19 protein-coding genes and 5 tRNA genes are annotated in these 23,032 nt (G+C 59.9%); 20 read left to right on the forward strand and 4 right to left on the reverse strand.

Going from position 1 to position 23,032, the window contains the following annotated elements; translation table 11 throughout:
- Positions 1–45 precede the first annotated feature (45 nt).
- From gyrB to typA, 9 genes are all read left to right on the forward strand, one after another.
- The gene (gyrB, locus tag AAAX36_RS05290; protein WP_055310298.1) at positions 46–2,076 is read left to right on the forward strand and encodes a DNA topoisomerase (ATP-hydrolyzing) subunit B; all 2,031 of its coding nucleotides are present in this window, start codon (positions 46–48) and stop codon (positions 2,074–2,076) included.
- Positions 2,077–2,117: 41 nt separating this feature from the next.
- Positions 2,118–4,826: a DNA gyrase subunit A gene (gene gyrA, locus AAAX36_RS05295; protein WP_349074459.1), complete on the forward strand. Its 2,709-nt coding sequence runs from the start codon at positions 2,118–2,120 to the stop codon at positions 4,824–4,826.
- A 300-nt stretch (positions 4,827–5,126) separates the two neighbouring features.
- Positions 5,127–5,203: transfer RNA gene (locus AAAX36_RS05300), tRNA-Ile, on the forward strand.
- A 67-nt stretch (positions 5,204–5,270) separates the two neighbouring features.
- Positions 5,271–5,346: transfer RNA gene (locus AAAX36_RS05305), tRNA-Ala, on the forward strand.
- 4 nt (positions 5,347–5,350) lie between these two features.
- A tRNA-Ile gene (locus AAAX36_RS05310) sits at positions 5,351–5,427 on the forward strand.
- A gap of 159 nt (positions 5,428–5,586) precedes the next feature.
- Positions 5,587–6,087, forward strand: coding sequence for a bifunctional nuclease family protein (locus tag AAAX36_RS05315; protein ID WP_346979423.1), 501 nt, complete (start codon positions 5,587–5,589; stop codon positions 6,085–6,087).
- Positions 6,088–6,474: a hypothetical protein gene (locus AAAX36_RS05320; protein ID WP_349074432.1), complete on the forward strand. Its 387-nt coding sequence runs from the start codon at positions 6,088–6,090 to the stop codon at positions 6,472–6,474.
- A gap of 30 nt (positions 6,475–6,504) precedes the next feature.
- Positions 6,505–6,954, forward strand: a complete 450-nt coding sequence (locus tag AAAX36_RS05325) for a hypothetical protein (protein WP_089572580.1) — start codon at positions 6,505–6,507, stop codon at positions 6,952–6,954.
- A gap of 117 nt (positions 6,955–7,071) precedes the next feature.
- Positions 7,072–8,910, forward strand: coding sequence for a translational GTPase TypA (typA, locus tag AAAX36_RS05330; protein ID WP_152068591.1), 1,839 nt, complete (start codon positions 7,072–7,074; stop codon positions 8,908–8,910).
- A 127-nt stretch (positions 8,911–9,037) separates the two neighbouring features.
- On the opposite strand, the gene AAAX36_RS05335 is transcribed toward typA, so the two are convergent.
- Together AAAX36_RS05335 and AAAX36_RS05340 are read right to left on the reverse strand one after the other, a co-directional pair.
- The gene (locus AAAX36_RS05335; protein ID WP_349074434.1) at positions 9,038–10,183 is read right to left on the reverse strand and encodes a polymer-forming cytoskeletal protein; all 1,146 of its coding nucleotides are present in this window, start codon (positions 10,181–10,183) and stop codon (positions 9,038–9,040) included.
- A gap of 107 nt (positions 10,184–10,290) precedes the next feature.
- Positions 10,291–10,980, reverse strand: a complete 690-nt coding sequence (locus tag AAAX36_RS05340) for a TRIC cation channel family protein (RefSeq protein WP_252200106.1) — start codon at positions 10,978–10,980, stop codon at positions 10,291–10,293.
- A 304-nt stretch (positions 10,981–11,284) separates the two neighbouring features.
- On the opposite strand from AAAX36_RS05340, the gene AAAX36_RS05345 reads away from it, so the two are divergent.
- Positions 11,285–12,292: a hypothetical protein gene (locus AAAX36_RS05345; protein ID WP_349074437.1), complete on the forward strand. Its 1,008-nt coding sequence runs from the start codon at positions 11,285–11,287 to the stop codon at positions 12,290–12,292.
- Positions 12,293–12,452: 160 nt separating this feature from the next.
- On the opposite strand, the gene AAAX36_RS05350 is transcribed toward AAAX36_RS05345, so the two are convergent.
- Positions 12,453–12,543: transfer RNA gene (locus AAAX36_RS05350), tRNA-Ser, on the reverse strand.
- A 48-nt stretch (positions 12,544–12,591) separates the two neighbouring features.
- Positions 12,592–12,682: transfer RNA gene (locus tag AAAX36_RS05355), tRNA-Ser, on the reverse strand.
- A 504-nt stretch (positions 12,683–13,186) separates the two neighbouring features.
- On the opposite strand from AAAX36_RS05355, the gene rpsF reads away from it, so the two are divergent.
- The 10 genes from rpsF (at position 13,187) to AAAX36_RS05405 (ending at position 22,848) form a co-directional block, all read left to right on the forward strand.
- On the forward strand, positions 13,187–13,480 hold the full coding sequence (rpsF, locus tag AAAX36_RS05360) for a 30S ribosomal protein S6 (RefSeq protein ID WP_006235831.1): 294 nt from the start codon (positions 13,187–13,189) through the stop codon (positions 13,478–13,480).
- Between the two features lie 48 nt (positions 13,481–13,528).
- Positions 13,529–13,981 (forward strand): single-stranded DNA-binding protein, encoded by a 453-nt coding sequence (gene ssb, locus AAAX36_RS05365; protein WP_006235830.1) that lies wholly within the window; start codon positions 13,529–13,531, stop codon positions 13,979–13,981.
- 72 nt (positions 13,982–14,053) lie between these two features.
- Complete coding sequence (rpsR, locus tag AAAX36_RS05370) at positions 14,054–14,320, forward strand: 30S ribosomal protein S18 (RefSeq protein ID WP_006235829.1); 267 nt, start codon at positions 14,054–14,056, stop codon at positions 14,318–14,320.
- A gap of 15 nt (positions 14,321–14,335) precedes the next feature.
- A complete protein-coding gene (gene rplI, locus AAAX36_RS05375) occupies positions 14,336–14,875 on the forward strand; it encodes a 50S ribosomal protein L9 (RefSeq protein ID WP_022094073.1) in 540 nt (179 codons plus the stop codon).
- 218 nt (positions 14,876–15,093) lie between these two features.
- Positions 15,094–16,491 (forward strand): replicative DNA helicase, encoded by a 1,398-nt coding sequence (gene dnaB, locus AAAX36_RS05380; RefSeq protein WP_349074439.1) that lies wholly within the window; start codon positions 15,094–15,096, stop codon positions 16,489–16,491.
- A gap of 93 nt (positions 16,492–16,584) precedes the next feature.
- The gene (locus AAAX36_RS05385) at positions 16,585–17,871 is read left to right on the forward strand and encodes an adenylosuccinate synthase (protein WP_349074441.1); all 1,287 of its coding nucleotides are present in this window, start codon (positions 16,585–16,587) and stop codon (positions 17,869–17,871) included.
- Between the two features lie 118 nt (positions 17,872–17,989).
- Complete coding sequence (purD, locus tag AAAX36_RS05390) at positions 17,990–19,294, forward strand: phosphoribosylamine--glycine ligase (protein WP_055287529.1); 1,305 nt, start codon at positions 17,990–17,992, stop codon at positions 19,292–19,294.
- Positions 19,295–19,315: 21 nt separating this feature from the next.
- Positions 19,316–20,011: an NUDIX hydrolase gene (locus tag AAAX36_RS05395; protein WP_172676360.1), complete on the forward strand. Its 696-nt coding sequence runs from the start codon at positions 19,316–19,318 to the stop codon at positions 20,009–20,011.
- Between the two features lie 82 nt (positions 20,012–20,093).
- A complete protein-coding gene (locus AAAX36_RS05400; protein ID WP_349074443.1) occupies positions 20,094–21,866 on the forward strand; it encodes an ABC transporter ATP-binding protein in 1,773 nt (590 codons plus the stop codon).
- Positions 21,867–21,885: 19 nt separating this feature from the next.
- Complete coding sequence (locus tag AAAX36_RS05405; protein WP_349074444.1) at positions 21,886–22,848, forward strand: hypothetical protein; 963 nt, start codon at positions 21,886–21,888, stop codon at positions 22,846–22,848.
- The last annotated feature ends 184 nt before the right edge of the window (positions 22,849–23,032 follow it).

Below are 23,032 nucleotides of genomic sequence, written 5' to 3' on the forward strand. Positions count from 1 at the left end.
TAAACTAGTAAGGCTGTACACATTTTCTTGACTGAAGGAGGACGTGTGGCAAACGAAAACGATTACGATGGCGGCGAGATTAAGATTCTCGAAGGTCTCGAGGCCGTTCGTAAGCGCCCGGGCATGTATATCGGCTCGACGAGCGCCAGCGGTCTGCATCACCTGGTGTGGGAGATCGTTGACAACTCCGTCGACGAGGCCATGGCCGGTTTCTGCACCGAGATCCAGGTGACGGTCCACGCCGACAACTCCATCACGGTCGTCGACAACGGGCGCGGCATCCCCGTCGACGAGCACCCTGTTAAAAAGATCCCGACGCTCGAGGTCGTCATGACGATCTTGCACGCCGGCGGTAAGTTCGATAACTCGGCCTATAAGGTTTCGGGCGGCCTGCACGGCGTTGGTATCTCCGTCGTCAACGCACTGTCCAAGCGCGTGGTCGTTCAGGTTCGTCGCGACGGCAACACCTACGAGATGGAGTTCTCGCGCGGCAAGACCGTTAAGAAGATGGAGGTCGTGGGCACCTCGGATTCGACGGGCACCACCGTCACCTTCTGGCCCGACGACGAGATCTTCGAGACCTGCATCTACGATTTCGATACGCTGCACAACCGTCTGCAGGAGACGGCGTTCCTCAATAAGAACCTCAAAATCGTGCTGACCGACGAGCGCGAGGCGACTCCCCATGTGGAGGAGTTTTGCTACGAGGGCGGCATCATCGACTTCGTCAAGTTCCTCAACGAGGGCAAGGACGTCCCCGAGGCCTTTAAGGAGCCCATCTACATCGAGGGCAAATCGGACCCGGACGCGCCTGTGACCAAGATGGGCGAGGTCGAGGTTTCCCTGCAGTGGAATAGCGGTTACGGCGAGAACGTCATGTCGTTTGCCAACGACATCTACACCCCCGAGGGCGGCATGCACCTTGAGGGCTTCCGCACCGCGCTCACCCGTGTGATCAACGACTACGCGCGCAAACAGAACCTGCTCAAGGAAAAAGACGCCAACCTGACCGGCGACGATGTGCGCGAGGGCCTTTCGGCCGTTATCTCGGTCAAGCTGCCCGACCCGCAATTTGAGGGCCAGACCAAGGCCAAGCTCGGCAGCTCCTATATGCGCGCGCTGACGCTCAAGATCGTGACCGACGGCCTCGCCGATTACCTCGAGGAGCATCCCAAGCCCGCTCGCGAGATCGTCAAGAAGGCCCAGCAGGCATGCAAGGCCCGCAACGCCGCCCGCAAGGCGCGCGAAGCGACCCGTCGCAAGAGCCTGCTCGAGACGGCGTCCCTGCCCGGTAAGCTCGCCGACTGCTCGGTGCGCGATGCCGAGCTGACCGAGCTCTTCATCGTAGAGGGTGACTCGGCAGGCGGTTCAGCCAAGGACGGCCGTCGCCGAGACATCCAGGCGATTCTGCCCCTGCGCGGCAAGATTTTGAACGTCGAACGCGTTGGTGACCATCGCGCGTTCTCGAGTGACACCATCCAGTCATTGATTACCGCGATCGGCTGCGGCGTCACGACGAGTGCCGGCGACGGCGGCGACTTCGATATCACCAAGGCGCGCTACCACAAGATCATCATCATGACCGATGCAGACGTCGACGGCGCGCATATCCGCATCCTGCTGCTGACGTTCTTCTACAAGTACATGCGTCCGCTGATCGATGCCGGCTACGTCTATGTTGCCTGCCCGCCCATCTTTGGCATTAAGGTGCGCAACAAGATCCACTACGTGTATCCCAACGGCCGCCAGCCCGAAGACGAGATCCTGCGCGACACCATCCAGAGCCTGGGCCTGAACCCCGACGATAACGACGAGGACGGCAAGGCCAAGGACGGCAAGATCACCAAAAAGCGCAAGGGCTATACCGTCCAGCGCTACAAGGGCCTGGGCGAGATGGACCCCAAGCAGCTTGCCTCGACGACGATGGACCCCAAGACCCGCATCCTGCAGCGCGTGTCGATCGAGGACGCCGTGGTGGCAGACCGCGCCGTGCGCGAGCTGATGGGTTCCGAGGTCGGCTATCGCCGCGAGTACATTGAAAAACATGCGCATGATGCGCGTTTCCTTGACGCTTAAGAGGAGGTAACGTGGCAGACGATATCAACAATAACGAGGGTATGGACGAGGCCGGCGATGCCGGTATGCCCGATGATCTGAAGCGCCTGCTTGCCCGTGCTGAGCAGGGCGAGGACGGCGATCCGGACGCCTATAACCCCGATGCCGATGATGATGAGGAAGAAGACGACGCCGAGCTCGAGGAGAGCTTTGGCGAAGTCGATCGCGGCGCCTCGGCCGGCGAGGATATCAACGGCGGCCAGCTCCAGATTTCGGAGTTCGGTCGCGAGATGAAGCAGTCGTTCATTGAGTATTCGATGTCGGTTATCACAGCGCGCGCCCTGCCGGACGTGCGCGACGGCTTAAAGCCGGTGCACCGCCGCATTCTGTACGCGATGAACGAGAGCGGCATCTACCCCAACCGCCCGCACAAGAAGTCAGCTTGGACGGTCGGCGAAGTTATCGGTAAGTACCATCCGCACGGTGACTTCGCGGTCTACGAGGCCATGGTCCGCCTGGCACAGTGGTTCTCCATGCGCACGCCGCTCATCGACGGTCACGGCAACTTCGGTAACATCGACGGCGACGGCGCGGCAGCCATGCGTTACACCGAGAGCCGCCTGGCAAAGCCCGCCATGGAACTGCTGCGTGACTTGCAGAAGGATACCGTCGACTGGCAGCCCAACTACGACGAATCACTCGCCGAGCCCGTGGCGCTGCCTGCGCGCTTCCCCAACCTGCTGGTCAACGGCAGCCAGGGCATCGCCGTCGGCATGGCCACCAACATCGCTCCGCATAACCTCACCGAGGCGATCGAGGCCACCTGCTACCTGATCGACAACCCCGACGCCACCGTCGACGAGCTCATGCAGATCATGCCCGGTCCGGACTTCCCCACCGGCGCCATCATCATGGGCAGCGCCGGCATTAAGCAGAGCTACGAGACCGGCCGCGGCTCCATTACCGTGCGCGCCAAGGCACACGTTGAGTCCACCAAGACCGGTCGCAGCCGCCTGGTCTTCACCGAGATTCCCTACATGGTCAACAAGGGCACCCTGCAGGAGAAGATTGCCCAGCTCGTCAACGACAAGCGCATCGAGGGCATCTCGGATATGCGCGATGAGTCCAACCAGAAGGGCATCCGTCTGGTCATCGAGCTCAAGAAGGGCGTCATTCCGCAGGTCGTGCTCAACAATCTGTATAAGTACACCTCGCTGCAGACGACCTTTGGCGCCAACAACCTGGCACTCGTCAACGGCGTTCCCAAATGCCTGAGCCTGCGCGAGATGCTGCAGCACTACATCGACCACCAGGTCGACGTCGTCACCCGCCGCACCCGCTTCGACCTTAAGAAGGCCCAGGCCCGCGCGCATATCCTCGAGGGTTACCTGATGGCCCTTGACCATATCGACGAGGTCATCAGCATCATCCGCTCCTCGCAGACCGACTCCGAGGCCAGCAGCCGCCTGATCGAGCGCTTTGGCTTTACGCCCGAGCAGACCACGGCCATCCTCGAGATGAAGCTGCGCCGCCTGACCGGCCTGGAGCGAGACAAGATCCAAGAAGAGCTGGACGGCCTGCGCCGCGCCATCGCCTACTACGAGGACCTGCTGGCGCACGAGGAGAAGATTCTGGGCGTCATCAAGGAGGAGATGCGCGAGATCTCCAAGAAGTTCGGCGATAAGCGCCGCACCGAGATCAGCCATGTCGAGAAGGACCTGGACGTCGAGGACCTCATTGCCGACGAGGATATGGTCGTGACCATTACCCATACCGGCTACGTTAAGCGTATCCCGGTGGCTGCCTACCGCGCCCAGAAGCGCGGTGGCAAGGGCGTGTCGGGCGTCAACCTCAAAGAGGATGACGTTATCGATGAGATGTTCATCGCGTCCACGCACGAGTACGTGCTGTTCTTCTCGAGCAAGGGCAAGGTCTATCGCCTGAAGGTGCACGAGCTGCCGGTGGGTACGCGCCAGGCGCGCGGTACCGCGATTGTCAACCTGCTGCCCTTCGAGGAAGGCGAGAAGATCGCGAGCGTCATCAGCTGCCGCGAGTTCCCGGCCGACGAGTACCTGATGTTTGCCACTAAGAGCGGCATGGTCAAGAAGACCGTGATGAGCGCATATGACCGCAGCCGTCGCGACGGCCTGATTGCTATCAACCTGCGTGACGACGACGCGCTGCTGAACGTGCGCCGCGTGCGCGAGGGCGACAAGATTATCCTGGCCACCACCGCGGGCAAGGCGATCATGTTCTCCGAGGAGCAGGTGCGCGCCACCGGCCGCGACACCAGCGGCGTTCGCGGTATCGGTCTGAAGGACGGTGTGAGCGTTCTGGGCATGGAAGTCACTAACGGCAACGGCGATCTGTTCGTCATCACCGAGCGCGGCTACGGCAAGCGCACGCCGGTCGCGGACTATCCGGAGCAGAATCGCGGCGGTCAGGGCGTCTACACCATCCAAATGACCGAGCGTAAGGGTAACCTCGCGGCCATGAAGACGGTGGGCCCACAGCACGAGCTGTTCATCGTGACGGAGGGCGCGACGGTCATTCGCGTCAAGACCGACGAGATCAGCCAGACCGGCCGTGCCACCCAGGGCGTCAAGATGATGACCGTCGACGACAACGACCGCGTATGCGCCGTAGCCCGCATGACGGCAGCCAAAGAGAAGCCCGAAGGCGAAGCAACAGAAGACGGTTCTGCCCCCGAAGAAGCCCCAGTCGATCTAGGCGATGGCAACGACATGCCAGAAGATCTCCTAGACGAGTAAGAGGCTCTAGCTGGTAAAAATCATCAGACCCCATATATCGGCGGTCGGCGCACTGCGCGCCGACCGCTTTTTTGAAAACCTTTGAACCCCACGTCGCCCCCGGCTGCCCGGCGGCATGCGAAGTCGATCGCGAGTTCCGCACGAGCAGGAGAGCACTTAATGTGCTCTCCGTGCGAGCAGGACTGTCCGAGCAGGCGACTTCGCATGCCGCCGGGCAGCCGGGGGCGACACCCCTCAAAGATTTTCAAAAAAGTTGTTGACGCGCGCGTAACGACTCGTCTAATATATCCCTTGCGCGATGGACCTGTAGCTCAGTTGGTTAGAGCGTCCGGCTGATAACCGGGAGGTCACAAGTTCGAATCTTGTCAGGTCCACCACTTTCTTTCGCAATAAACACCCCAGCGAGAGCCGAGTCGCCGCTGGGGTGTTTATTACTGTCTCCGTGGGGGTTTAGCTCAGCTGGGAGAGCGCGGGCTTTGCAAGCCTGAGGTCAGGGGTTCGATCCCCCTAACCTCCACCATGATGGACCTGTAGCTCAGTTGGTTAGAGCGTCCGGCTGATAACCGGGAGGTCACAAGTTCGAATCTTGTCAGGTCCACCATCAAAACTGTGAAGAGCCCTGGGGCGTTGCCTCGGGGCTTTTTTCTTGTCTGCGATAAATCTCATTTTGGTTTTGTGTGCTGTGCGAAAGATTGGGTAGTATAGCTATTCAATGCGGCGACCTTGCCGCGTGTTAACCGCTACGTACCGGAGGTGTTCCATGGTTCGTGTCGACATAGAGACCATCGTCATGGCCGCCGGTCCCGTGCCATCGCTTATCGTGCTTCGCGAGCGCTGCAGCAAATCGGACTCGCCCGCGCCACTGCGTTCCCTTTCCATTCAAACTGGTTCGTTTGAAGCCGCTGCCATCAGCCGCGGCATCGATAGCGGCCGCGCCGAGCGCCCGATTACCCATGACCTGTTGCTCGATACTGTTGGCGCCCTGGGTGCCAAGCTCGAACGCATCGAAATCGTTCGCGCCGAGCCGCCCGTGTTTTACGCGACGGTTGTCGTGTTGGCCGATGGCAACGAGCATAAGATCGATGCGCGTCCCAGTGATGCCATTGCCCTTGCCGTGCGCAGCAATGCCCCCATGTTTGTGGAGGACGACATCATGAATCGCCTGGGCACCGTTTCTGCCCATGCCGAGGAAGTCGACGACGAGCAAGAGTTCGAGAAGTTCGACGAGTTCGTCCATACGCTCTCCCCCGATGATTTCTAAATGTCTGGTACGCGAGCGGAGAGGTCGCTGATGGGTGCCCGCGTATCGGCTGAGGCGGCTGCGATCGCCCGCGAGGCCCAGATGCGCTCTGAGGCGTCCGAGGCGGCGCGCATTGCCTATGTGACGCAGGCCCGCACGATTCGCGAACGCCGCGGCTCGTTTATCAAGATGGTTGTCGTCTCCGCCCTTGTCGCGGCAATCTGCTCGCGCCTTCGTGGTACAGTTGGTGCGCTTGGGTTTTCGATCTCTACGGGCCTGGTGATCTGGGGCGTGGTCGACGCGGTAATGCTGACCAGTCAGATCAAGGTGCTCGACAAGCGCGCGATGGATATGATGCGCGCCCGCGACGCTGCCGCTAAGATCGCCGCCGAGGCGCAAGAACTGTAACGACGCCAGACTCGATGGGAAGGTCTAAAGATGGCACAGGATATGCAGGACGCCGGTAACGTCTCCGCCGAGCTCGACGCTATGGTGTGCGATCTGATCGGTGCGTTCTTGGACGACCTTGCCGCCGGTGAAAACCCCGGCGTGGTCGTGGCAATTGAGGACGCCGCTTCCAACCGTTATCTGGCAGCGCTCGATGAGGATGGCGAAGAGGCGTGCCTCGAGGCGGCCACCAACTTTATCTCCGAGCACAAGATGGGTCTTAAGGACGAGGGCCTGGGCCGTATCGCTCGCTATGCCATCGGCTACACCGGCTGCGTCGAGATTGACGGCGGCTATCACGATGCTCTGCTCGTGAGCTTCTTCGAAACCACGCTCGAGAGTGGTTTTTCGGCATATGTGCTGTATGAGGGCATGGGCGCCGGCGATGGTTTTATGTGGAGCGACCCTGAACCTGCAGGTGAGGAAACCCCTCTCATCTAAAATCGCTAAAATAAACGAGTTTTCGGTAAAAGGCTCAATATTCCCGCTGAGCGTTGTATCGCTGGGCGGGCCGCATACGCGTGCCGTTTGTATATGGATAGAAGATAGGGGAACTACATGCGCGTAGACAATCTGAGGAACATCGCCATCATCGCCCACGTCGACCACGGCAAGACGACGATGGTCGACAAGCTCCTGCGTGCCACGGACGCCTTCCGTGCCAACCAGCAGGTCGAGGACCGCGTCCTGGATTCAAACGACCAGGAGCGCGAGCGCGGCATCACGATTCTCGCCAAGAACATCTCTATCGAGTACAAGGACGTTAAGATCAACGTCATCGACACCCCGGGCCACGCCGACTTTGGCGGCGAGGTCGAGCGCGTGCTGCGTATGGCCGACGGCGCCCTGCTGCTGGTCGATGCTTTTGAGGGCCCCATGCCCCAGACCCGCTTCGTGCTGCGTCACGCTATCGATACCGGCCTCAAGATCATGATCGTCATCAACAAGATCGACCGTCCGGGCGCCAACCCCGAGAAGGCCTACAACGACTGCCTGGACCTCATGGCCGACCTGGGCGCCACCGACGACCAGCTTGAGTTCGCCATGGAGCACGTGGTCTACGCCAGCGCCATGAATGGCTTTGCCCGTCTTGACCCCAACGACGGCAATATGGACATGTACCCGCTGCTCGATATGATCATCGACGATATGCCCGCCCCCGAGGTTGACGAGAACGCCCCGCTGGCCATGCAGTGCGTGACCATCGACCACTCCAACTTCGTCGGCCGCATCGGTATCGGTCGCGTGTACTCCGGCGCCATTCACCAGGGCGACCAGATCCTGGTTGTGAAGAACGACGGCTCCAGCGCTACCGCCACCGTCAAGCAGCTCTTTACCTTCGACTATCTGGGCCGCACCGAGTGCCAGGAAGTCGGCGCCGGCGATATCGCTGCTGTCGTGGGTATTGAACGCACCGATATCGGCGATGTCTACACCGACCCCGAGAACCCTGTCGAGCTCGAGCCCATCGAGATCGACCCGCCGACCCTGTCCATCGTCTTTGAGGCTTCGACCTCCCCGCTCGTCGGCCGTGACGGCGACATCGTGGGCGCCCGTCAGCTCAAGGAGCGCCTGTTCAACGAGGCCGAGAACAACGTGACCATGAAGATCGAGGAGCTCGAGGACAAGAGCGGCGTCGAGGTCTCGGGCCGCGGCATTCTGCACCTGTCTGTTCTGATGGAGTCCATGCGCCGCGAGGGCTTTGAGTTCCAGGTCGGCCGTCCCCGCGTTCTGTTTAAGAAGGACGAGAACGGCAACAAGATGGAGCCTGTCGAGCAGGCCGTCGTTGAGTGCCCGGACGAGTACTCGGGCAAGGTCGTTGAGGTCTTCGGTACCTCCGGCGGCATCATGACGAGCATGGACACCTCGGGCATCGTGACGCACCTCGAGTTTAAGATCCCGACGCGCGGCATCATGGGGCTTAAGAACCGCATCATGAACGTCACCCACGGCGAGGGCGTGTTCTACCACACCTTCCTGGAGTATGGTCCTTACGCCGGCGAGATCGGCAACCGCCAGAACGGCGCCATGATCTCCATGACCACCGAGAAGGCCGTTGCCTACGCTCTGGGTACGCTGCAGGAGCGCGGCCAGCTGTTCGTTGAGCCGGGCACCGAGTGCTACGAGGGCATGATCGTGGGCGAGCGCAGCAAGGCCGGCGACATGGTCGTCAACATCGCCCGTACCAAGAACCTGGGCAACCAGCGTTCCTCGACCTCCGATATCTCCGTCCAGCTGGTGCCGCCCCGCACCTTCTCGCTGGAGGAGGCGCTGGAGTACATCGCCGACGATGAGCTGGTGGAGATCACTCCCAAGAACATCCGCCTGCGCAAGCGTCTGCTCAACGCCACCGACCGCAAGAAGGCTGCCGTCCGCGCCGGCCAGGTCAACAAATAAGCGCTGGGCTTTATAGCGTCTAACGAGAAAGGGTGTCGACCGCGATGGTCGGCGCCCTTTTTGGTGCAGGGGGCAGGTTCGTTTGCGCCGCCACAAAGGTGCTTGGCATCTTTGTGGCGGTTAGCTGCTAAGCGGTGGGGAGTCCCGGCGTGTTAGTCGGCTGCTGCGGCTTGAGGCGGGCGTTGCGCCAGATGATCTGGATGATGTAGCCGAGCATAAAGACAAAGGCCACGCCGCTGATGAAGCCGCCTACGAGGGGAAGCCCTGTGAGGGCGCCTGCGGCGATGCCACCCACGGCTGCCATGGCGTAGCGGTTTTGGCTGTGTCCGACCATGCGGGCGATCGCGCACCCCGCAAAGGCGTTCGACACCAATGCGATGCCGATAACGCCGCACATGAGGGCTCCGGCAAGCGATAGACCAGCGATGGAGATAATCAGCAGTAGGACGGCGGGGACGATAGCAATCGTGCCCAGAAGACCGCTCACCCACAGGGGCATGGGGCGCTGGTGGAGCATACCGGCGGCGCTGGCAGTCGCACGCGGAAAGACGAGCTCGAGCAGCAGAGCGACAAAGCAGGTCGAGAGTGCCGCGGCGACGATACCGCCGATGACATCGTTAACGGTGGAAGTATCCTCGTTCTCGGTGCGGTCGATCTTGAGTGCGCCGACCTCGGCTCCCGCGGCGCGCTCGGGGTCCTCGGAGACGTGCGCGTTCACGGTGCCGGTGATGTGGGCGTTCTTGCCCAGGATGAGCTTGTCGGCCCAAACCTCGACATCGCCCTCGACGGTGCCATCGATGGTCACCGTGTTGCCCGCAAGCGCTGCCGACTTGGTAGAGCCGCGCAGGGCAACCGTCTCGCCTATCGCGTAAAAACAGTTGGCGGTGCTGTCGGAATTGAGCACAACGTGCTGACCGACGACCGTGACGCTGCCATCAACCGTGGTCTTGGCGATATCGATAGTGCGTGCCGCCAAGCGGACGGCGCCGCCCACCGTGCAGTCGCGGATAGAGAGGGTATCGCCCGCGGCGATGATATCGCGGTCAATGGACGCATCGTCCAAGTTGAGGGCCTGGCCGGCCCAGTACAAGTCACCCTCGACGCCAGACGGATCGACGTCATTGTCGGTCGCAAGTACGTTTCCTGCGGTGTCCGTGCCGGCGAACGACGCCGTGGGAAGTGCGGTGAGCGCGAGCGCGATGAGCGCGAATGCCATAAGCAGGCAGCGACGCATCTTGTGTGACGGCGCCGCCGCGGTTTGATTGAAAGTCATGGTTGATCCTTTTGTTAGGAGTTCGGCATATACCTAACAGGGTACCCAACGCGCGGGCGCTCTAAAAGAACCTCTCGGTTGCATTTCGAAGGATGGGCCCGCGCCACCTATTTTTTGCGGTGCAAAAAGCGTGCGATGTCTTCTTCGGTGGGGCTTTTGATGTCAAAGCGCAGCGAGAGCCAGCGCAGACCCATGGTCACGACAACGCATACGATCAGCGCGGCGACATTGCTCATGATGCCGCTCATAACGAGACACACGTAGCTTGTCGATCCGGCGATGGCCGCGATGGCATAAAAGTTAGTGCGTTGGAAAATACCCGGAACCACGCCCATAAAGCCGTCGCGCAGCATGCCGCCACCTACTGCGGTGAAGAAGCCCATCATGATGCACACCGCCGGCGCAAAGCCGTAGACCAGCGCCTTGTCTGCTCCAGTGGCGGCGTAGATGCCGACCGAGATGATATCGAGCAGGGGAATGAGTTTTTCGGGTTTGTCGACGATTGCCGGGAAAATATAGATGATGGCTGCCGTGGCAATGGAAAGCGGCAGCGCCATCGGCTGGTTGAGGATGTAGACGTTGCCGACCTGGAGCGTCATATCGCGCAAAAGACCGCCGCCCAGACCGCAGACCACCGCGAGCGCGACCGCGCCCACCAGGTCGAGCTTGTGCTCGCGCGCAACCAGCACACCCGAGATCGATGCAGCGACAACAGCGAACATCTCGAGCCAAAACGGAATAGCGACCATGGCATCCGAGGCGTGTGAAGTAACGGTTATAGCGGCGACGACGGGCAAGATGGGGTCCTTTGGATTACGGATTTGGACAATGCCCGTACATAGTACATGTTCAGCGCCGATTGCGACCCTATTGCTCGGTAAACGGTTGGCAGCGGATGCTGACATGGCATTGCTGGAATGCCAGGGGTCCAAAACATGTACGTCGCCCTCCAAAAACGACATTTTTCGACATCTTTGGAGGCTGACGTACATGTTTGGATTGAACTCACAGCATGAGTGAGTTGATTTACTCACATCCGGTATATTTCCCCACTTCAACGGACATAAGAGTTGGATACCGGCTCAGAGCGAGAGGCCCTCAATGGATACCCCTGTTCTCATTTCGCATAAAACCGCATGGCTTGTCCATCATGCACCCCAGAATTTGGTGCAGTCTCTTGCGCAACGCGATTACAAGATAGGTGCGCAGGGCCTCTCTACCCAGCAACGCGTTGCGCGCATACGGCAGGCCCTAGTCGACTGCGGCATTCCACCCGATATGCTCAAGGCTATCGACATCTCGGTTGTATTCGAATTCGAGCGAATTCGCACCAAGGGCGTCAATTGCCACATTCTTGGACAAAATCTTCCCTATGAGCATATTGACGAGTTGACGCCCGGAATCTTCATCATCGACGAAGCCTTCACCTTCGTGCTCGCTGCCGAGTGGATGGATAGGATCGAATACCTCGAATACGGCTACGAAGTTTGCGGCGATTATTGCATAGGACTCAAACCCGCCGGCCCTTATACCGAGCAGCCAGCCACCACCTCCAAGGATGAAATAACCGAACTGCTCGATCGGCACCCCGGCAAACCCGGCGCCACGCGTGCACGGCTCGCGCTCAGGCACATCTACGATCACTCAGCCTCGCCTATGGAAACCGCTTCGGCAATCGCTCTCTCGCTCTCAACAAGCGAAGGCGGCGTTGGCATCCGACGTATCGAACTCAACAAACCGCTCGAGATCCCTCAACGTCTCTGGCATTGCACCAAAGGTCGATTGCTCAAAATCGATGCGCTCGTTGCCTATAAGCGCAAGGAGCTCGGTATCGAATATAAGGGTGGCTTTCACGATGAGTTCGAGCGCAAGGGAGCAGATGCGGAGCGAGAGGCCGTCCTCTCCCAAATGGGATATCGAATCGTTACGCTCACTTCGGCTCAGTTCGGCAGCCAGCTCGCCTTTCACCGCGCCATGAACAACATTCGCGAAGCACTCGGCATGCCTCGCTGTACCGACACCGGGTACCAGAGAAAACAAAACGAACTACGCAAGGCACTTATCCGCAACTGGAAAAGCATACGAGACGAGGAGGCACCTTCCGAATAGCGCCGCTCCCGTGAGCTCAATCCAAACGTGTACGTCAGCCTCCAAAGATGTCGAAAAATGTCGTTTTTTGAGGCTGACGTACATGTTTGGGGAAGCGTGGGATCGAGACGTATTTCGATAACAAAAAAGCTCCCATTCTTGGGAGCTTTCTCAACCAAAATGGCGGAGGAGGAGGGATTCGAACCCTCGTGACCTTATACAGGCCAAACGGTTTTCGAGACCGCCGCATTCAACCACTCTGCCACCCCTCCGCGTGGGGTAAAAACAAAGCAGGCTCAAAGGCCTGCTTTGGAATTAACTGGCGGAGAGTCAGGGATTTGAACCCTGGAGACGCTTTTGACGCCTACACGATTTCCAATCGTGCTCCTTCGGCCACTCGGACAACTCTCCGTTAAATGCGAAAGTTAGTATACACGAGGAATCGCAAGGTGCAAGCCGAAAACTTAGCATTTTTTAAAACGCTTGGCCGCACTTGGCGTTGCAGTGGGGTTTGAGGTGCCAAAAAACGGCTTCCGACCAGCGTGGTTGATCAACTCAATTGTTCAAAAAGGGTATTCATAAGCGACTTGGCAATGAATTTAAAAATCTTTGATTGGTGCTGTGGGCCACTGGTATGCATTTTGCGACCACAGCCTTGTGCCCGTTGACCTGCGGCTTGGCTCAGCTTGTCCCCGCGGCACCGTATCTTGTCCACAAATCCGTCAAGCATTTGGTCGGCATTTGGTTGGAATGCGCATGAAACACCGTGCGAGTATGGGCATATGTGGAGGTCATGAGGTTGTAGCTGCATATTCTTGCAGCCTAGGAGGTTGAAAGATATTATTACCAAGTCTTTTCCTGCTTCAGGCGCACCTTCACGACCTGAAGCCACATTTGCCCAGAGGAGGTGACAATATGAAGGCTTATGAACTGCTGTTCTTTGTTGACCCGTCGCTCGACCCCGAGACTCGTCTCGCTGTTATGAAGCGTATCGATACCACGATCGCTGAGGGCGCTGGCAAGGTCGACTCCGTTGACGAGTGGGGCAAGCGCAAGCTCGCCTACGAGATCAACGACCTCACCGATGGTGACTACACCCTCATCAACTTCCACGCAGATCCTACCCAGATCGCCGAGCTTGATCGCGTCCTGCGCATCACCGACGCTGTGGTCCGCCACATGATCGTCCGTCGCGACGACCAGGAGTAAGACTGTCGTTTTGGACTGGGCTTGTGCCCCAAGAGGAAGTAGTGAGTTATGAGCATCAATCGAGTGAACATCACCGGTAACCTCACCCGCGATCCCGAGCTGCGCGCCACCGCCGGCGGAACCCAGGTTCTGTCCTTTGGCGTTGCCGTGAACGATCGTCGCCGCAACGCGCAGACTGGCGAGTGGGAGGACTATCCCAACTTTGTCGACTGCACCATGTTCGGCACCCGCGCCGAGGCCGTGAGCCGTTTCCTGGCAAAGGGAAACAAGGTCGCGATCGAGGGCAAGCTGCGCTACAGCTCTTGGGAGCGCGACGGCCAGCGCCGGAGCAAGCTTGAGGTCATCGTCGATGAGATCGAGTTTATGAGCTCCCGTGGTGGCCAGGGTGGCTACGATCAGGGCGGTTACGCCCCCGCAGCTCCCGCGCCCGCAGCACGTCCTGCCGCGCCGGTGGCTACGCCGCCCGCGGTCGACGTCTACGATGAGGACATCCCGTTCTAAGGGTTGTTCACCTATTTTTGAGTGAGAGGCGGCTTCGGTTCGCCGAAGTTGCCAAATGAAAGGTATTTTGACATGGCTAATGATTTTTCTGCACGTCAGCCGCGTCGTAAGTACTGCCAGTTCTGCAAGGAGAACACTGAGTTCATCGACTATAAGGACACTCAGCTTCTCCGTAAGTACATGACCGACCGTGGCAAGATCAAGCCCCGTCGCGTCACTGGCGCTTGCACGCAGCATCAGCATGACATCGCCAATGCCATCAAGCGCGCCCGCGAGATGGCTCTCCTGCCGTACACCGTCCCCGTGGTTTCCTCTCGTGGCAACCGCGACCGCGGCTAAGAAGGGAGACGCATCATGAAGGTTATTCTTCTCGATGAGATCAAGGGCAAGGGCGGCGAGGGTGACGTCGTAGAGGTCGCTCAGGGTTACGCTGAGAACTTCCTGTTCCCCAAGAAGCTCGCTGTTGCCGCCACCAAGGGCAACCTCAAGCAGCTTGACGAGCGTCGCAACAACATCGCCAAGCGCGAGGCCGTCCGTCTGGCTACCGCCAACGAGACCAAGGCTGCCTTCGAGGGCAAGACGGTCACCGTTGACGTCAAGGTCGGCGACGAGGGCATCCTCTTTGGCTCCGTTACCGCCGCTATGATCGCTGATGCCATCAAGGCTCAGCTCGGTATGGACATCGACCGCAAGCGCGTCGAGCTCGGTAAGCCCATCAAGGTTGCCGGTGCCCACACCGTTGCCATCTCGCTGTACCGCGAGATCAAGGCCGAGGTTGTCGTTCTCGTCGGCGTTACCGCCGAGGAGCTCGCTGCCGAGGCTGAGGTCGAGGAGGCCGCTGAGGTCGCCGAGGCCGAGACCGCCGAGGTCGAGACTGAGGCTGCTGCCGAGTAGCATTTGCTGCAACGCAACAATCTTGTTCTAAGAAGGGCGCTCTGGGAAACCAGGGCGCCCTTTTGTTTTTTGCGCTGAGTGAGTGTCATGGTGAACGTTGCGTCGAAGTCCTATACACAGGACCGTTCATCCGTTTGGTTCGGTGATGATTGTCGGCGTGCGGCGCGTTTTGGGACCGTGGCTGATACTATGGATGCTCGCAAGCGATATGAATGAGGATGCTCATGGCATATGACGATAGGGAGACCGGGCTGACGGTCGAGGACCGCGGCTCAAAGTTGGGTCTTCCCCAAAACCAAGATGCAGAGGCCAATGTACTGGCCGCTATGCTGCTATCGCCCGAGGTGGTCGAAGAGGCCCAGGTCGAGCTGCAGCCCGATGACTTCTACCGGCCCATTCATAAGACCATCTATGCCGCGATGGTCGATATGTACAACAGCCGCATTCCCATCGACTCCATCTCGCTGATCGATTACCTGCGAAGCATCAACAAGCTCGATGCCGTGGGCGGCGAAGCGTACATTTTGGAGTTGATGGGTCAGACCCTGTCGCTCGTCAACTGGCAGCACCATGCCGCCATCGTTCGCCGTGATTCGATGCTGCGTGAGCTGATCGGCGCCACCAACGAGATCAACGCGCTGGCCTATAACGCCCCCACCGACACCAAAGAGGTTGTCGAGCTGGCCGAGAGCAAGCTGCTCAAGGTTACGGCGCGCGAGGTCAAGTCGAGCTACAAGACGCTGACCGAGTTTATGGTCGAGGCCTATAACGAGGCCGAGGAAGTGTGCCAGGCCGGTGGCCAGGCTGCGGGCGTGCCCACGGGCTTCCCGTCGCTCGACCGTATGCTCATGGGCTTCCGCGAGGGTCAGCTCATCATCATCGGCGCCCGTCCTGCCGTGGGTAAGACGTCGTTCGCTCTGAATCTGGCGCTCAACGCTGCCGCTGCTGGTTATACCGTCGGCTTCTTCTCGCTGGAGATGTCGGGCAAGGAAATTGCCCAGCGTCTGATTTGCGCCTACGCCATGATCTCGATCAGTGACTTCCGCATGGGCCGCATTAGCCCCGAGCAGTGGGCCAATATCAACGAGGCTACGCAGACCTTGTCCAAGCTCGATATTCTGATTGACGATACGCCCGGCACCACAGTGACCGAGATTCGCGCCAAGAGCCGCCGTATGCTCCATAACAAGGAGAAGGCAATCATCATCCTGGACTACCTGCAGCTGGTGAGTCCTCCGCCGGGACGCCGCTCTGAGAGCCGTACCGTCGAGGTTTCGGAGATGTCGCGTGGTCTGAAGATCATGGCCAAGGAGCTCAAGATCCCGCTCATCGCGCTGTCGCAGCTCTCGCGTCAGGTCGAATCCCGTACCGGCAAGCGCCCGCAGCTTTCCGACCTTCGTGAATCGGGCTCCATCGAGCAGGACGCCGATATCGTTATGTTCTTGGACCGCTCCGCCGACGAGGCCGAAGCCTCGCGCGACGATCGACCCGACGAGGGCGTTACGCGTATCGTCGTGGCCAAGAACCGTTCGGGCCCGATCGGCGACGTCGACCTGATGTTCCTGCCGGCATCCACCAAGTTCTATGAGCTTGATGGGGCACATGCCGAGGAGTAGGACAGGCGCCCGTTGCACGGGTATACTGGGAATGTTTTGTGCTTCTGCGTGCCGCCGTGGCGCGTAGACAGTCCATGAATGTAAGGAGTAAACATGCCGTCAACCGTTTTGGTCGGTGCCCAGTGGGGCGATGAGGGCAAGGGTAAGATTTGCGACCTGGTCGCCGGCGACTTCGATGCCGTCGTGCGCTACTCGGGCGGCAACAACGCCGGTCACACCATCGTCGTCAACGGCAAGAAGTACGGTCTGCACCAGGTGCCCTCCGGCATCATGTATTCCGACCACGTGTCGGTGATCGGTAACGGCTGCGTCGTCAACCCCAAGGTTGTCCTTGAGGAGATCGACATGTTCGAGGCCGACGGCATCACCACCAAGAACCTCAAGATTAGCGGCAACGCGCATATCATCATGCCGTACCACATCGATCTGGATGGCGCCTTTGAGCAGAAACTCGGCAAGAAGAACATCGGTACCACCAAGCGCGGCATCGGTCCGTGCTATCAGGACAAGATGGCGCGCATTGGCCTGCGCATGCAGGACATGCTGGACGAGGCACTGTTCCGCGACAAGCTGGAGACCGCTCTCGCCCGCGTGAACCCCGAGCTCGAGCTCATCTACAACCTGCCCACCTACACCGTGGACCAGATTTGCGACGAGTACCTGCCGATGGCCGAGCGCCTGCGTCCCTACATCACCGAGACGAGCCTGCTGCTCAACAACATGATCGATGAGGGCAAGAACCTGCTGTTTGAGGGCGCCCAGGCGACGCTGCTCGACATCGACCACGGCACCTATCCGTACGTGACGTCTTCCAACTGCACCGCCGGCGGTGCCATCACTGGCTCTGGCGTGGGCATGAAGAACGTCGACCGCGTGCTGGGCGTCATGAAGGCCTATATCACCCGCGTCGGTTCGGGCCCCATGCCCACCGAGCTTTCCTATGAGTCCGAGGCCGGCCACACGCTGACCGAGGAGGGCTATGAGTACGGCGTGACTACCGGTCGCCGTCGTCGTTGCGGCTGGTTTGACGGCCCTATCGCCAACTATGCCTCGCGCGTCAACGGCCTCACCGACATCGCCGTGACCAAGCTCGACGTGCTTTCGGCTTTCGACACCATCAAGGTGTGCGTTGCCTATGACGTCGATGGCGAGCGTTACACGAGCGTGCCCGAGCACCAGGTGCGCTTTGAGCATGCCAAGCCCATCTACGAGGAGCTTCCTGGCTGGAAGTGCGATATCACCGGCTGCCGCAGCTTTGAGGAGCTGCCGCAGGAGGCTCAGGACTACGTGGCGTTTATCGAGGATCTGGCACACACCCGCGTGACGTTCATTGGCGTTGGCGCTGGTCGCGAGCAGATTATCAACCGATTCTGGAAGTAATCGGGACTATTTGGTTATTGCGATATACCCCTTTGCAGCCCGGACGGGCGGCCGAGGGGTATATTTGCTTGCAAAGGGCTCGCGCGGAGCGGGCCGTTCATCCATAGAGGAGGCACCCTTGAAGGCGGACACTCAAACCATCGACATCCTGTTGTTGGGCAGCGGCGGCCGTGAGCATGCTTTGGCAGCTAAGCTCGCGGCATCACCGCGCGCCGGCAAGCTCTACATCGCGCCGGGTAACGGCGGCACCGCGAGCTGCGGCGAGAACGTTGTTCTCGACGACTGCGATCCTGCGGCCGTGGCGGCGTTTGCGCAGAGCCACGGATGCGGACTCGTGGTAATTGGCCCCGAGGCTCCGCTCGTGGCGGGCGTGGCCGACGCCGTGCGCGCGGCGGGTATTCCCTGCTTTGGCCCGGGTGCCGAGGGCGCCCAGATGGAGGGCTCCAAGCTGTTCTCCAAGCAGCTCATGGAGCGTGCGGGCATTCCGACGGCAGCCTATGGTTCGTTTACCGACGAGGCTTCGGCTCTCGCCTACGTGCGCGAGCAGGGCGCCCCGCTGGTCGTCAAGGCCGACGGCCTTGCCGCGGGCAAGGGCGTTATCGTGGCGACCGAACTTGAGCAGGCCGAAGAGGCCGTGCGCGAGTGCTTTGGCGGCACCTTTGGCGATGCCGGCAACACCGTGGTTATCGAGGAGATGCTCGTTGGTCCCGAGTGCTCGCTGCTGGCCTTTACCGACGGCAAGACCGTGCGCCCTATGGCCACCTCGCAGGACCACAAGCGCGCGCTCGAGGGCGACAAGGGTCCCAACACCGGCGGCATGGGTGTCTACAGCCCGGTGCCCATCGTGACCGATGAGGAGCACGCCACGATGGTGAAGGTCATGGAGCAGACCATTGCCGAGCTTGCTGCCGAGGGCATCGACTACCGCGGCTGCCTGTATGGCGGCTTTATGCTCACCCCCGCCGGCCCCAAGGTGCTGGAGTTCAACGCCCGCTTTGGTGATCCCGAGACGCAGGTCGTGCTCCCGCGCCTTAAGAACGACCTGGTCGAGGTTATGCTCGCCTGCGCCAACTGCGAGCTTGATCAGATTGAGCTCGATTGGCGTGACGAGTGGGCCGTGGCTGTTGTCCTGACGAGCGCGGGCTACCCCGGCAGCTACGAGAAGGGCAAAGTCATCACCGGCATCGCCGACGCCGAGGCCATGGAGAACGTGACCGTTTACCATGCCGGCACCGCCGTGGTGGACGGTCAGCTCGTGACCAACGGCGGTCGTGTGCTTGCCGTGACCGCGCTGGGCGACACGTTCGAGAACGCTCGCAACCTTGCCTACGAGGCCTGCGAGAAGATTGATTTTGAGGGCAAGACCCTGCGTCATGACATCGGCCTGCGCGCGCTGCGTGGCCGCGACGCCTGGGATGCCTAAAGTCCGAGAGGGATGAGACGGATGGACGAGAAGAACGAAGAGCTCGTGGACGCGCAGATCGTCGAAGAGGACAGCCGCATGTATGGGCACGCCGAGGGCGAGCCTGGTGGCAAGGTCGCTGACGAGCCGGCGCTGGTGCTGGGCGACGACGACCCGCACGATGTCGAGCTGCACGAGAAGATTCTTTCGGAGGAGTGCGCCTGGAAGGGCAAGATCCTCGACGTCCACCGTCTTGAGGTTGAACTGCCCAACGGTCACCGCAGCGCCCGCGATATCGTTCGCCATCCGGGTGCGGCGGCCGTTGTGGCACTGACCGAGAGCGGCAAGATCGTACTGGTGCGTCAGTACCGCACCGCCATCGACCGCGTGACGGTCGAGATTCCTGCCGGCAAGCTCGATCCGGGCGAGGACCCGCTCGATTGCGCCAAGCGCGAACTGCATGAGGAGACGGGCTTTAGGGCCGGTCGTATTCGCTTTTTGACGTCGATTGTCACGTCCTGCGGTTTTTGCGATGAGATCATCCACATTTACTTGGCTACCAAGCTCGAGTTTGATGCGCCCAACCCCGATGATGACGAGTTTGTCAACGTGGACCTGGTGCCGCTGCACGAGCTGATCGACGCCGTGCTCGACGACAAGATCGAAGACGCCAAGACCGTCGTGGGCGCCTTGGCCTGCGACAGCATCGCGCACCGCCTTGGGGGCGCGGAGCTTTAACGAGTGGGGATAGCCCTGGGACAAGTACTACTGATTGCTTTGTCCCAGGGCCTTACGTTGCTGATATTTCTTTGAGGATCACATGCTGAAGAGGTTTCTTTCGTATTACAAGCCCCAGATGGGGCTTTTTGTTGCTGATACTGTTTGTGCTCTGGTGCTTGCCGCCATTGACCTGGCGTTCCCCATTATCCTGCGCAATTTGACCGGTGGGCTATTTACTCAGGGTCAGGCTGCCATTATGCAGGCGCTCGGCATGATCGCGGTGGGCTTGGTGCTGATGTATGTCATCCGCTGCGCCTGCCGATACTTTGTGAGCTATTGGGGCCACGTGATGGGCGCGCGCATGGAGTCCAAAATGCGCGAGGACCTGTTTGACCAGTACGAGCGCTTTAGCTTTGCGTACTTCGACCGCAACAGCTCGGGCGACATGATGAGCCGCGTGGTCAACGACCTGTTCGATATCTGCGAGGCGGCGCATCACGTACCCGAGTGGATCATCATCTGCGGTATCGAGATTATCGGCTCGTTTGTGATCCTCTTTACCATCGCCCCGGTGCTGGCGCTCGCCATGGCCGTGGTGACGGCGGCGTTTGCGGTCATCATGTTTTGGCAGAACATGCGCATGCGCGAGGTCTTTAGCGACAACCGCAAGAAGATCAGCGGCATCAATGCGCAGCTGCAGGATTCGCTGGCGGGCATGCGCGTGGTCAAGAGCTTTGCCAATGAGGAGACCGAACGTTTCAAGTTCCGCGCCTCCAACAATCGCTATCTTTCGTCCAAGGAGAACATGTATCACGCCATGGGCGTCTATACCGCGACGTATGGCCTGCTCTCGGGTGTGCTCTATGTGATCGTGGTGCTGCTGGGCGGCTGGCTGGTCGCCCAGGGACAGCTGCAGGCGGTCGAAATGGCGACCTTTGCACTCTATATTTCGCTGTTCTGCACGCCGCTCGAGACGCTCGTCAATTCGGCCGAAACGTATCAGAAGGCTATCGCCGGCTTTAAACGTATGGACGAGGTGCTCTCGACCGCGCCGGATATCCAGGACAAGCCGGGCGCTACGGATCTGCAGGTGACTGCCGGCGCCGTGGAGTATCACGACGTGTGCTTTAACTACGAGGATGTCGAGCTGGGCGAGGGCTATGCCGACGAGCGTCCCGTTATCGACCATATGAATCTGTCCATCAAGCCCGGGCAGACCATCGCGCTGGTTGGCCCTTCGGGCGGTGGCAAGTCCACGACCTGTTCGCTGCTGCCGCGCTTTTATGACGTGGCTGCCGGATCCATTAGCATCGACGGCCAGGACGTGCGCGATGTGACGCAGCAGAGCCTGCGCCGCGCCATCGGCCTGGTGCAGCAGGATGTCTATCTATTTGACGGTACGATTGGCGAGAACATCGCCTACGGCAAGCCGGGCGCCACGGCAGAAGAGATCGCCGAGGCCGCCCGTCGCGCCAACATCGATGCCTTTATCGAGTCGCTTCCGCAGGGCTACGACACCGTGGTGGGCGAGCGCGGCAGCCGTCTTTCGGGCGGACAGAAGCAGCGCGTTGCCATCGCGCGCGTGTTTCTCAAGAACCCCAAGATCCTGATTTTGGACGAGGCGACGAGTGCTTTGGATAACGAGAGCGAGGAGGCGGTGCAGGAGTCACTCGAAGAGCTGGCACGCGGCCGCACCACGATTATTATCGCCCACCGTCTTTCGACCATTAAGCATGCCGATGAGATTGCGACCGTTGAGCATGGTCGCGTTGTGGAGCGTGGCACGCACGAGGAGCTTCTCGCCCGTGGCGGCACCTATGCCCGTTACTATCGAATGCAGTTCGAAGGTGCGCGTGCGCACGAGCTCGACTGATTGATATGACAGGAAGTTTATGGCTGACAAGAACCCTTTGACTCCGGAAGAAGTGACGGAGTTATTCTCCGAAATCGATGCATCCGGCGTCTTGGATCCCACGCTCGCCAAAAAGCGTACCGAGCGCATGCGTGAGAAGGAGGCTGCGGCCAAGCGCGGTGACAAAGCGGCGCTAGCGCAGCTGCGCAGCGAGGACCGCGCGAGCCAGGCAAAACATATCGACCCGCTGTCCGAGGACGATCCTTCGGGCTCGCAGGTGAGCCATACCATTACGAAGACCGCGATGGCCGTGGTCATCGGTATTTTGGTGCTGATCGTGGGCATGCAGATTGGCTACGGCGTGATGCGTCGTCTGAACACCGCCAACCTGTCCGAGAGCGTTTCGGTCGATACCGTTTCGACCGCGCTCAAGGGTGGACTTGAATGGGGCAACGGCTTTACGCAGTTCCCGCTCGACTTCACCGTCGATGAAGCCGATGAACGCACGGGCACGGTCGAGGTGACGGTGTTGGACACATCGTCTGCCAACGAGCTCGAGCTGCTGTCCAACGGGCAGATTCAGGCCGCGGCGCTTGCGACCAACGCGTTGCTCAACGATAAGATCGACCGCGTGGTGTATAACGTTCACGCCTATATCGACGAGGATAGCAATATTCAGCACGATTCCTTCTTTGGCATGTTCCCCGCGCGCGGCCACCAGAGCGCCATTTTGACGTTCGTGTGGACCAAGAGCTCATCCAACGCCACGAGTATCGACTGGAAGATGCGCATCGTGAGTATGGATGACACCATCGCCGAGCGCATTCAGAAGCAGGTGAACTCGGTGTCGTCGTTAATTGAAGACCCGGTGGTGAGCCAGACCAAGATTGACGAGGAAAAGGCCGAGCGTGACCTGGAGCATCGTCTGCATGGCCGCGAGATTTTCCGCGGCGGCAAGCCCGATCGCACACCGTCCGAACTGCTGGATCAGGACAAGAAATAATAAGACGCCATCATCCCGCGTGAGCCACAAGCCCGCGCGGGATGATTTTTTAATCCTCGTCCCAGAAAAATCATTATGCATAGAAAGTCATAATTATCATTTCGTAAACATTTCGATGAAATTAATGCCATGAGGCATGCTTGCGGTTACAATACCGCGAGGCCTAACTGCACACCTTTAAGCC

This window comes from Collinsella sp. CLA-ER-H10, from assembly GCF_040092475.1.
Taxonomy (GTDB): Bacteria; Actinomycetota; Coriobacteriia; order Coriobacteriales; family Coriobacteriaceae; genus Collinsella.

Excerpts from the sequence above, each read along its gene's own strand:
- rplI (WP_022094073.1), top strand. The coding sequence starts at position 14,336 with ATGAAGGTTATTCTTCTCGATGAGATCAAGGGCAAGGGCGGCGAGGGT.
- ssb (WP_006235830.1), top strand. The coding sequence starts at position 13,529 with ATGAGCATCAATCGAGTGAACATCACCGGTAACCTCACCCGCGATCCC.
- AAAX36_RS05335 (WP_349074434.1), bottom strand. The coding sequence starts at position 10,183 with ATGACTTTCAATCAAACCGCGGCGGCGCCGTCACACAAGATGCGTCGC.
- AAAX36_RS05345 (WP_349074437.1), top strand. The coding sequence starts at position 11,285 with ATGGATACCCCTGTTCTCATTTCGCATAAAACCGCATGGCTTGTCCAT.
- typA (WP_152068591.1), top strand. The coding sequence starts at position 7,072 with ATGCGCGTAGACAATCTGAGGAACATCGCCATCATCGCCCACGTCGAC.
- AAAX36_RS05325 (WP_089572580.1), top strand. The coding sequence starts at position 6,505 with ATGGCACAGGATATGCAGGACGCCGGTAACGTCTCCGCCGAGCTCGAC.
- AAAX36_RS05315 (WP_346979423.1), top strand. The coding sequence starts at position 5,587 with ATGGTTCGTGTCGACATAGAGACCATCGTCATGGCCGCCGGTCCCGTG.
- AAAX36_RS05405 (WP_349074444.1), top strand. The coding sequence starts at position 21,886 with ATGGCTGACAAGAACCCTTTGACTCCGGAAGAAGTGACGGAGTTATTC.
- rpsR (WP_006235829.1), top strand. The coding sequence starts at position 14,054 with ATGGCTAATGATTTTTCTGCACGTCAGCCGCGTCGTAAGTACTGCCAG.
- rpsF (WP_006235831.1), top strand. The coding sequence starts at position 13,187 with ATGAAGGCTTATGAACTGCTGTTCTTTGTTGACCCGTCGCTCGACCCC.
- AAAX36_RS05395 (WP_172676360.1), top strand. The coding sequence starts at position 19,316 with ATGGACGAGAAGAACGAAGAGCTCGTGGACGCGCAGATCGTCGAAGAG.
- gyrA (WP_349074459.1), top strand. The coding sequence starts at position 2,118 with ATGGACGAGGCCGGCGATGCCGGTATGCCCGATGATCTGAAGCGCCTG.
- AAAX36_RS05385 (WP_349074441.1), top strand. The coding sequence starts at position 16,585 with ATGCCGTCAACCGTTTTGGTCGGTGCCCAGTGGGGCGATGAGGGCAAG.
- AAAX36_RS05400 (WP_349074443.1), top strand. The coding sequence starts at position 20,094 with ATGCTGAAGAGGTTTCTTTCGTATTACAAGCCCCAGATGGGGCTTTTT.
- AAAX36_RS05320 (WP_349074432.1), top strand. The coding sequence starts at position 6,088 with ATGTCTGGTACGCGAGCGGAGAGGTCGCTGATGGGTGCCCGCGTATCG.
- dnaB (WP_349074439.1), top strand. The coding sequence starts at position 15,094 with ATGCTCATGGCATATGACGATAGGGAGACCGGGCTGACGGTCGAGGAC.